Source organism: Streptomyces incanus (genome assembly GCF_042656345.1).
GTDB lineage: Bacteria > Actinomycetota > Actinomycetes > Streptomycetales > Streptomycetaceae > Streptomyces > Streptomyces incanus.
The window spans coordinates 77,098-87,159 of the sequence record NZ_JBHSPC010000006.1; the positions used below are offsets into that span (position 1 = coordinate 77,098).

Sequence of the window (10,062 nt, forward strand, 5' to 3'; positions counted from 1 at the left end):
CGGGCAACGGCGGGGGGCCGACCGGGCCGTGACCCTGCGATCAGAAGACATTAGGGTTACCTAACCCGTAAGCTGTATCGCCTGCGGTCGCGCCTTACTGAGATCTTCGGAGCCCTCGTGCCCAGCCCTTATCCCGCCCTGTTCGCCGCCCCCGGCAGCAAGGCCTTCTCCGCCGCGGGGTTCATCGGCCGGATGCCCCTGGCCATGATGGGCATCGGCGTGGTCACGATGATCTCCCAGCTGACCGGGCGGTACGGGCTCGCCGGCGCCCTGTCGGCCACCATCGCCCTGGCCGCCGCGGTCGCGGGCCCTCAGGTCTCCCGCCTGGTGGACCAGTACGGGCAGCGGCGGGTGCTGCGTCCGGCGACGCTGCTCGCGCTCACCGCGGCGGCACTGCTGCTGTTCGCCGCGCACTACGGCTGGCCGGACTGGGTGCTCTTCGCCGCCTGCGCCGGCATCGGCTGCGTTCCGAGCCTCGGCGCGATGATCCGGGCCCGCTGGGCCGCCCTGTACCGCGGCACCCCGCACCTGCACACCGCGTACTCCTTCGAGTCCGTGGTGGACGAGATGTGCTTCGTCCTCGGGCCGATCATCTCCATCGGGCTGTCCACGGCGTGGTTCCCCGAGGCCGGTCCGCTGCTCGCGGCCTGCTTCCTCGCGGTCGGCGTCTTCTGGCTGACGGCCCAGCACGCCACCGAACCGGCCCCGCACCCGCGCGAGCGCACGGGCGACGGCGGCAGGGGCGCGGGCGGCGGTACGGCGCTGAGCTCGCCGGGCCTGCAGGTCCTGGTGGCCACCTTCGCGGCGACGGGGGCGATCTTCGGCGCCGTGGACGTGGTCACCGTGGCCTTCGCCGAGGAGCGCGGGCACAAGGCCGCCGCCAGTGTGGTGCTCGCCGTGTACGCGCTGGGCTCCGGCGTGGCGGGCCTGACGTTCGGGCTGATGCGCTTCGCCGGGGCGCCCGAGCGCCGCTGGCTGCTGGGCGTGTGTGCCATGGCCGTGAGTATGATCCCCCTCCTACTGGTCGGGAACCTGCCGTTTCTGGCCGTGACGCTGTTCGTTGCGGGTCTGTCCATCGCTCCCACGATGATCACGACGATGTCCCTCATCGAAGAGCACGTACCACGCGCACAGCTCACCGAAGGCATGACCTGGGTGAGCACCGGGCTCGCGGTCGGGGTCGCTCTCGGCTCCGCCGCGTCCGGCTGGGTGATCGACGCGGCCGGGGCGCGCGCCGGGTACGGGGTTCCGGCGGTGTCCGGAGCCGTCGCGGTCGTGGTCGGTTTCCTCGGGTACCGCCGGCTCAAGCGGCCGGCTCCGGGTCGGGGAGGCTCCGTTGGGCAGCACGGCGAGCACGAGGAACGGAACATGGCGTAACTGGGGAGGCACCGTCCTCGCCCGCCCCGCGCGGGAGGTCACACCGGCCTCCGTCGACGAACTGGCGGCGGCCGTGCGCCGCGCCGCCGAGGACGGCCTCCCGGTGAAGGCGGTGGGCACCGGGCACTCCTTCACCTCGATCGCGGCCACCGACGGCGTGCAGATCCGCCTCCGTCTGCTGGCGGGGATACGGGACCTCGACCGCGAGGCGGGCACCGTCACGGTCGGGGCCGGCACCCCGCTCAGGCGGCTCAACACGGCTCTCGCGCGGGAAGGGCTGTCGCTCACCAACATGGGCGACATCATGGAGCAGACCGTCTCCGGGGCCACCAGCACCGGCACCCACGGGACCGGCCGCGACTCGGCCTCCCTCGCCGCGCAGATCCGGGGCCTGGAGCTGGTCACCGCCGACGGTTCGGTGCTCACCTGCTCGGAGGAGGGGACCGACGAGGAGCGCGCGGTCCTCGCCGCCGCCCGGATCGGTCTCGGCGCCCTCGGCATCGTCTCCGCGATCACCTTCGCGATCGAGCCGATCTTCCTGCTCACGGCCCGCGAGGAGCCGATGCCCCTGGACCGGGTGCTGGCCGAGTTCGACGAACTGCACGCCGAGAACGAGCACTTCGAGTTCTACTGGTTCCCGCACACCGGGAGCACCAACACCAAACGGAACAACCGCAGCGCCGGCCCGCAGCGGCCGGTGCATCCCGTCCGGGGCTGGTTCGACGACGAGTTCCTCTCCAACGGCGTCTTCCAGGCGGCGAACTGGGTCGGCCGCGCGGTGCCCGCGACCGTCCCCACCCTCGCGCGCGTCTCCAGCAAGGCCCTGTCCGCGCGGACCTACACCGACATCCCGTACAAGGTGTTCACGTCGCCGCGCCGGGTGCGTTTCGTGGAGATGGAGTACGCGGTGCCGCGCGAGGCCCTGGTGGACACGCTGCGCGAGCTGAAGGCCATGGTCGACCGCTCCTCCCTGCGGGTCAGCTTTCCCGTCGAGGTGCGCACGGCCCCGGCCGACGACATCCCCCTGTCCACGGCCTCCGGCCGCGACACCGCGTACATCGCGGTCCACATGTTCCGGGGCGCCCCCTATCAGAGGTACTTCACGGCGGCGGAGCGCATCTTCACCGCCCACGGGGGCCGGCCCCACTGGGGGAAGATCAACACCCGGGACGCCGAGTACCTCTCCCGGGTGTATCCGCGTTTCACCGAGTTCACGGCACTGCGGGACCGTCTTGATCCGGAACGCTTGTTCCGGAACGACTATCTGCGGAGGGTCCTGGGGACGTAGCGGAGGCGTCCGGTTCCGGGCTCGCGGTGTCGCCGGAGTCCTGGTTCCCGGTGTCGTCCGGGGCGCCCGTCGGCGCGTCTGCGCCGTCCGGTGTGTCGCCGCCGGAGCCGGTGGCCGTTCCCTCGCCCCGAGGCGTCGCGGAGGGCGCGGGGGCCGGTCCGTCCCCGCCGGAGTCCTCCGAGGTGCCGAAGTCGTCCGACGTCCCGAAGTCACCGGAGGTACCGGAGTCCTGCTCGTCCGAACCGCCGGAGCCGGACGAGTCACCGGAGCCGGACGTGTGCTCACCGGTGAACGCGTTGCCGACGGTGGTGTCCGGTGCGCCACTGAGACTCTGGCCCGAAGCGACTTCGTAGACGGTGATTCCGGCCATCGTGACCCCGAACACCAACGCGGCCGCGCCCACTGTCCGTTTCCAGCCCCACCGCACTCCCCTGGCCCGGCCCCGGTACACGGTGCCCTCGGTGAACTCGCCGGGCGCCCGCGCGGGTTGCCTCCCGGCCGGTACGGCGGAGGCCCTACCCGGCGCCACGGCGGCCACACGGAGCTGCTCACCGGTGCGCTTGAAGAAGTGCTGGAAGACCGTTCCACCGCAGGTGGCGACGACGCTCATGACTCCGGCGCCGATGATCGTCCCGTAGACGCCGAAGGACGAGGCGAGCTGGGCGCCCAGCACCGCTGCCACCCCACTGCCCGCGACCTGCGGCACGCTCAGATCGATCCGCGCGCGCTTCCCCTCCTCCGCGTCACCGTGCTCACCCGCGACAACCGGCCTTTCACGCATTCCTGGACCTTGCCTGCCTTCCCCTACGTTCCCGTGCACGGGCGATCAACTGCACGACACATGGACGTCCGACCGGAATCATTAGTTCCGTTTCTGGTGGTTGCGTGAAGTTTCCCACGCCCGGGTTCGGCGGATCCGAACCCGGGCGGCCAAGTGGCCCCCCTTACGGGAAGTCGGGGCGGCGCGCCAATCCACGCACATGGCCCGAATGGAGTACTGTTGCGAGCCCTGGGTCCGGTCGCCCCTCAGGGTGCTCGGGTTCCCCGAGTACCGCCGGGAGGGGGCCAGTTGCACAGGGTGACGCAGTTGGTCACTTAGCGTTGCGAATAGGTAACCGTGCCATAACGGCGAGCCAGGGCCCACGCCCGACACGCCGGGCAAATCGGCAAGGTTGTGGCAGGCTGCACCCGGGCAGGCCACACTCGACTAGCGGAAGCAGCGACGCACGTGACGTCGGCAGGCACCACCCGGGAGGTCCCCATGCCCGAACTGCGTGTCGTGGCCGTCTCGAATGACGGCACACGGCTGGTGCTGAAGGCTGCGGACAGCACGGAGTACACGCTTCCGATCGACGAACGCCTGCGCGCCGCGGTGCGCGGCGACCGTCCCCGCCTCGGCCAGATCGAGATCGAGGTGGAGAGCCATCTCCGCCCCCGTGACATCCAGGCGCGTATACGAGCCGGTGCGACCGCGGAAGAGGTCGCCCAGATGGCCGGCATCCCCGTGGACCGCGTCCGCCGCTTCGAGGGCCCCGTGCTCGCCGAGCGCGCCTTCATGGCGGAACGTGCCCGCAAGACCTCCGTCCGCCGGCCCGGTGAGAACTCCGGTCCGCCGCTGGGCGAGGCCGTGCAGGAGCGGCTGACACTGCGCGGCGCGGAGAAGGACACCGTGCAGTGGGACTCGTGGCGTCGCGACGACGGCACCTGGGAAGTGCTGCTGGTCTACCGGGTCGCGGGCGAACCCCACTCGGCCAGTTGGACGTACGACCCGCCCCGGCGGCTCGTCCAGGCCGTCGACGACGAGGCGCGTTCACTGATCGGCGAGTCCGACGACCTCGCCGCGACGCCCGAGCCCAGCTTCCCGTTCGTGCCGCGCATCGCCCGGCTGCCCCGCGACCGTCCGGGCGACCGCGAGCGGCAGGGCCTGCCACCGGGTCAGGACTCCGAACCCGACGAGGAGTTGGCGGTCACGGCCGGCGGTGAGCGGGACTCGCTCACCAGCCTGCTGGAGGCGGTGCCGAGCTTCCGGGGCGACCTGGTGGTTCCCGAGCGGGCCCCCGAGCCGGCCGCCGAGGAGCCGGACGGCGAACCCGAGGCGGAGGAGCCGGCGGCTTCCGCGGCCTCGGCCGGTTCCGCCTACGCCGACGTCCTGATGCCCCGTGCCGTCACCAGTCACCGGGACCGTCTCGTCGGCTCCACGGACCGTCAGGCGGAGGCGGACGGAGTCCGTCCGGGCCGCCGCGCGGCGGTGCCGAGCTGGGACGAGATCGTGTTCGGGACCCGGCGCAAGAAGCAGGAGTGACCCGGCGGAAGCGGCCGCTGAATCAAGCGAACCGATCTGAGGGGTCGTGAAAGGGGCGCTCGCACAGGGCGAGCGCCCCTTTCACGCTTCCGGTCTACTGCGGGTCCGGTCCCACCGCGACCGGCCGCTCCGGGTCCGACGACCACTCCGACCAGGAGCCGACGTACAGCTCCGCCGGGACGCCCGCCACCGCGAGCGCCAGCACCTCGTGCGCCCCCGAGACCCCCGAACCGCAGTACACGCCGACCCGCTTGTCCGTGGACGCACCCAACTCCCGGAACCGCGCGCCCAGTTCCCCGGCGGGCAGGAAGCGTCCGTCCGGGCCGACGTTCTCGGTGGTGGGCGCCGAGACCGCGCCCGGGATGTGGCCGCCGACCGGGTCGATCGGTTCCACCTCACCCCGGTAGCGCTCTCCCGCGCGGGCGTCGAGGAGCAGCCCGGACCGGGCCAGCGCAGCCGCTCCGTCGGCGTCGAGCAGCCCGGCCGCTCCCCATGCGGGCACGAAGTCGCCCTCGGCCGGCTCCGGCTGCGCGGTCTCGAGCGGCCCGTCCCAGGACGGCAACCCGCCGTCGAGGACCCGCACGTCCGGGTGACCCGTCCACCGCAGCAGCCACCACGCGCGGGCGGCCGCCCAGCCCATCCCGCCGTCGTACACGACCACCGGCGTGCCCGCCGACACGCCCGCCCGGCGCATCGCGGCGCCGAACTCCTCCGGATCGGGCAGCGGGTGGCGCCCCCGCCCGGTCGGCGCTGCGGCCAACTCCCTGTCCAGGTCGACGAATACGGCGCCGGGAAGGTGTCCGTCGCGGTACGCGGCCCGTCCGTCGAACGGCGGCTCACCGGCCACCGCGGCCGTGCTCAACTGCCAGCGGACGTCGAGCAGTACCGGCGGGACGCCGCCCGCCAGTTCTGCGGCGAGTTCGGATGCGGAGATGATGGCGTTCATAGTCACCATCCTGACGTACGGGGTGGCCGTCTCGTCTAGGTCCGGCTACTCTGCTCGGCCGGGCAGACCCGATCACGAGGCGTACGGGATCGGGCACATGCTGTACTACCGATCGACATCCTCCGGCAAGCGCGCCGAAAAGGACGGGGACCCGCACATCGGGCATCCTCCGGAGACAGGAACCGCCGTACGGGGTGGGTCCGGAGCGCGCGACACCGTGGCCGATGCCAGCACCAGCACCAGCACCAGCACGGGGACGAATCCGTAGAGCGGACGCGACACGACCCTCACCCGGGTCGAGAAGAGCACGGCCACCGTGAGAGTGGCCGAGAAGAGAGTGACGATGACCGACGCACGGGGGTCCGCCCGCCGAGACGGTGAAGCGCCCGTCCGGCACGCACCCGGTACACCCTGCTGGGTGAGTCTCATGGTGCACGGACCGGACAGGGCCCGGACGTTCTACGAAGCGTTGTTCGGCTGGGAGTTCCGACCCGGTCCGCAGCGACCCGGCCCCTACGCACGTGCCCTGCTCGACGGCTGCGAGGTGGCCGGCATCGGACTGCTGTCGCCGGATCTGCATCTCCCCGTGGCCTGGACGCCCTACTTCGCCTCGGCGGACGTGGACCGCACCGCCGAGACGGTGCGGTCGTGCGGCGGCACCATCGGCGTCGGCCCGCTGGACGCCGCCGAAGCCGGGCGGATGGCGATCGGCTCCGACCCCTCGGGCGCCGTCTTCGGCATCCGACAGGCGTCCGCGCGCCGGGGCCGGGCGGTCACCGGGGTGCCCGGCGCGCCCGCCTGGAACGAACTGACGACCTTCGAGTCGGAGCGCGTGGCCAAGTTCTACGCGACGGTGTTCGGCCACACCGCGCAACCCGAGGTCTCCGCCGACCTCGACTACATGACCCTGAGCGTGGAGAGCCGGCCCGTGGCCGGGATCCACGGCGTGGGCAACAGCCTCCTGAGGGACCGCGGACCCCACTGGACGACGTACTTCACCGTGGCCGACCTGGACCACGCGGTGGACCACGTCCTGCACTTGGGCGGCCAGGTCCTCAAGCGGCCCCACGACAGCGCCCACGGCCGGGTCGCGACGGTGACGGACCCGGAGGGGGCGCGGTTCGCCCTCGTGCAGAGCCCTCGCTGACGGGCGGGCTTCACGGTCGGCGACCACCGCGAACGCGGCGCTTCCTCCGGCAGGAGGCTCACGCGGTTTCGGGCCGGCCCGGTCGCTGCCGGTTCCGGTGCTGTGCGCGCTCCTCGTAGACGTCGGCACAGCCCGTTGCCGTCGGCCTGCACGTCCACACGAGACGGGCCGGGCGCTGCGGGGCTACTCCACGGCCCGGCCCGCGGTGCGCATCAGTTCGCGGAGGGTGTACCCGTAGGTCCCGGCGAGGTCCTCCCCGGCGTAGCACAGCACCTCGTCGCCGTCGTAGTCGCCTTCACAGGCGTCCAGGCCGTCGAGTACGCCGAGGGCCACGGCCTCGGCCGCATCGGGCATGCCCAGCTCCAGACGGCGACGGACATCGGCCTCGTACTGCTCGATGACCGGCTCGATCAGGCGGCTCGCGGCCTCGTGGACGTCGGTGTACCCGAAGCCCGGGCGATGGCCGGTACTCAGCTGGTCGATGTCGAGTGCGCGCAGGGCGTGCTCGACATCGGCCGTGGTCCTCTCCTGGAGGGCTGTCAGTTCGGCACGCGCCCGCGGGTCCAGCACGCGCACGGCCAACCGGTCGGCTTCCACGCGTAGTTCGGGCCGGGCGTCCAGCAGCCGGTCCAGCACTACGGCCTTCTCCACGGCGGTAAGCGCGTTCAGGGCTTCGCCCGGAGCGCGGCGAGCGTCGTCAGCAGGCGTGGCGTGCCAGGGCAGGCGCCGTTCGACGGCGTGCAGGGCGAGTGCGACGGCATGCCGGCACAAGCGTCCTGACCTCGGGGCGCACGCACCACCGCATTCCGCCGTCAGTTCCCGCCCCATGACCTGCACCCAGACCCCGCAGGCGGCGCCCGAGCCGTCCCGCACCAGACCGCCGATGCCTCGGGGCTCGCTCCCCACCTCGATCACCGCGCCGTCGGCGAGCAGGATCCGCCCCTCGGTGACCTCGGTGTCGTCGGCGAACGCGTACACCGTCTCCTCGTCCATTGCTACAGCCATTCGATCATTCAAGCGCACGCTTGAGAGGCTCCGCGAGCGGACGGCCGGGTCCACTACGGTGGGCGCGGATACGGCAACATCTCCGTGGGCATGAGGTACGGCAGTGGGCAAACGCAACCGGGAACGACGGAGTGCCAAGAAGAAGCAGCGCGATGCGCGGCAACGTGCCCGGGCGGAGCAGGAGCGGGCCTTCGGCGCCGCGTTCGGGCTCGGCGGCTGCGACTGCGGCGACCCCTTGTGCGGGGTGGGCGGCGGAGCGTCCGTCCCGCGTCCGCGCGGCCCGCGGACGGTCGACGATCTGCTCGACGAGGCCATGGACGAGGTGTGTGCCGTCCCGATCGCGGACACGGCACGCCGCGAAGCCGCACTGGGGCGGGCCGCCGCCTTGTTCACCAAGGCGGGCATGGGCCGCGCGGTGCTGGCGGCAGGCGGTGAGGCACTGCACGCGGTGTGGCATCGCGGCTGGCAGCCCGCCGATGTGGTGCGCGCCGCCCGGCGTGACCTCAAGGCGCGGCACGGGCGACTCGCCGCTGATCTGATCGCCGCAGAACACCGCGCGTACCCGGCATCGGCCACGGCCCTGGACGAGCGCTGGGCAGCCCAACTGGCCGCTCTGTCCGCCGAGGTGTGGTGGGGCGACGACGACGTGTATCTGATCGGCGCTGCCGCCCGCGAGAAGTGCGAGCCGACCGTATTGGGGCGGGCGTGGGTGGAGCTGCTGGACCTGCTCAGCGGCCTCCCGGAGATTCCGCAGCTGATGCCGCCCCCGTGCGAGGCCGGTTCCGGCGCCGTGCCCCATGGCAGCGGTACGGAGGCTTCGGTGCTGGCGAAGGTTCGCGGGCTGCTGGCGAAGGCCGAGTCCACCGAGTTCCACGAGGAGGCCGAGGCTCTCACCGCCAAGGCGCAGCAGCTCATGGCCCAGCACAGCATTGACGCGGCGCTGTTGGACGCCGAGCAGGACACCCGGCAGATGCCGGGGGGTGTGCGGGTCGGCGTGGACGCACCGTACGAGGAACCGAAGGCGCACCTGTTGCAGGCGGCAGCGGAGGCCAACCGGTGCCGCACGGTGTGGTCGCGGCACCTGGGCTTCTCCACCGTGGTCGGCTTCGCCTCCGACGCGCGGGCGGTGGAACTGCTGTACACCTCCCTGCTGGTCCAGGCACAGTCCGCGCTCCAGGCAGCCGGAAGCCGGAGCCATCACGACGGGGCGTCGCGTACTCGCTCCTACCGGCAGTCCTTCCTGTGGGCCTACGCCACGCGGATCACCGAGCGGCTGACCCGGGCGACCGACGAGACCACCGAGGCGGCCCGCGAAGACCACGGGCCCGGACTGCTGCCGGTGCTGGCCTCCCGGGCCCGGGCGGTGGACGGCCAGGTGGACGAATGGTTCACGGACCTGTCCTACAACCTCGGTGAGACGCACGTCCGGGACCAGGAGGGCTGGGCGCACGGTACGGCCGCCGCGAACCACGTACAACTGCGCGGTCGGGCCGAGGCGCTCCGCTGAGCTCGGTATCCGGTGTCCTTTCCGTCTGTTCGAGTCGGCGGCCGACGCTGCTGTGACGCAGGTGGAGGATGGTGTCCCATCGGGTGGCGCAGGTGATCTTCACGGTCCCGGCGCTGCGGGACCGGAGACGGATGCCCTGCTGAAAACGTGAGCAGTCGGCGGGCATGTGTCACGTATGCGCTCAAATGAGCGGCATCAGGGCAGTGGCAGCCAAAATGCTCACGCCTTTGGGGCGGTGCGTCGTCCCCGGGGCGTGTGCGCTTCTGAATTTTTCGCTTCGGGGTGGCGCTACGGTGGTCGCAGGACAAGGCCGGTCTCCGCGATGAAGCCGTCGAGCGGACCAGGACAGTACTGCATCTTCTTCAGCCGGGTGCGGACCAGCGCGGCGAGTTCGTCGGTGGTGCACGCGGCCAGGTCCCCCAGGCTGTTCCTCAGGTTCGCCCACACGCCCTCAGTGGGTTTGTCACGGTACGGGGATTGTTGGACAGCG

At 71.9% G+C, this 10,062-nt stretch carries 8 protein-coding genes and 1 pseudogene; 5 read left to right on the plus strand and 4 right to left on the minus strand.

Translation table 11 applies throughout. From position 1 onward, the window contains the following. The first annotated feature begins 117 nt into the window (after window positions 1–117). A complete protein-coding gene (locus tag ACFP2V_RS01320; RefSeq protein ID WP_381204413.1) occupies window positions 118–1,377 on the plus strand; it encodes an MFS transporter in 1,260 nt (419 codons plus the stop codon). Next, complete coding sequence (locus ACFP2V_RS01325) at window positions 1,337–2,665, plus strand: D-arabinono-1,4-lactone oxidase (protein WP_381204414.1); 1,329 nt, start codon at window positions 1,337–1,339, stop codon at window positions 2,663–2,665. The genes ACFP2V_RS01320 and ACFP2V_RS01325 overlap by 41 nt, the downstream gene beginning before the upstream one ends. Here the strand turns inward: ACFP2V_RS01325 and ACFP2V_RS01330 are convergent. Beyond that, entirely contained in the window at window positions 2,589–3,446 is an 858-nt protein-coding gene (locus ACFP2V_RS01330) for a hypothetical protein (RefSeq protein ID WP_381204415.1), read from the minus strand. The genes ACFP2V_RS01325 and ACFP2V_RS01330 overlap by 77 nt on opposite strands. 480 nt (window positions 3,447–3,926) lie before the next feature. Between ACFP2V_RS01330 and sepH the strand changes: the two genes are divergently transcribed. After that, entirely contained in the window at window positions 3,927–4,967 is a 1,041-nt protein-coding gene (gene sepH / locus ACFP2V_RS01335) for a septation protein SepH (protein WP_381204416.1), read from the plus strand. A gap of 94 nt (window positions 4,968–5,061) precedes the next feature. Here sepH and ACFP2V_RS01340 read toward each other — a convergent pair whose 3' ends face one another. Further along, the gene (locus ACFP2V_RS01340) at window positions 5,062–5,913 is read right to left on the minus strand and encodes a sulfurtransferase (protein ID WP_381204417.1); all 852 of its coding nucleotides are present in this window, start codon (window positions 5,911–5,913) and stop codon (window positions 5,062–5,064) included. A 343-nt stretch (window positions 5,914–6,256) separates the two neighbouring features. Here ACFP2V_RS01340 and ACFP2V_RS01345 point away from each other — a divergent pair, with 343 nt between their 5' ends. Then, the gene (locus tag ACFP2V_RS01345; RefSeq protein ID WP_381204418.1) at window positions 6,257–7,060 is read left to right on the plus strand and encodes a VOC family protein; all 804 of its coding nucleotides are present in this window, start codon (window positions 6,257–6,259) and stop codon (window positions 7,058–7,060) included. A 183-nt stretch (window positions 7,061–7,243) separates the two neighbouring features. On the opposite strand, the gene ACFP2V_RS01350 is transcribed toward ACFP2V_RS01345, so the two are convergent. Continuing rightward, the gene (locus ACFP2V_RS01350; RefSeq protein WP_381204419.1) at window positions 7,244–8,065 is read right to left on the minus strand and encodes a hypothetical protein; all 822 of its coding nucleotides are present in this window, start codon (window positions 8,063–8,065) and stop codon (window positions 7,244–7,246) included. Between the two features lie 103 nt (window positions 8,066–8,168). Here ACFP2V_RS01350 and ACFP2V_RS01355 point away from each other — a divergent pair, with 103 nt between their 5' ends. Further along, window positions 8,169–9,572 carry a DUF2786 domain-containing protein gene (locus tag ACFP2V_RS01355; RefSeq protein WP_381204420.1) on the plus strand — a complete coding sequence of 468 codons (1,404 nt, stop codon included), beginning with the start codon at window positions 8,169–8,171 and terminating at the stop codon, window positions 9,570–9,572. A 288-nt stretch (window positions 9,573–9,860) separates the two neighbouring features. Here ACFP2V_RS01355 and ACFP2V_RS01360 read toward each other — a convergent pair. After that, window positions 9,861–10,062, minus strand: a pseudogene (locus ACFP2V_RS01360) (IS630 family transposase); the annotation flags it as partial.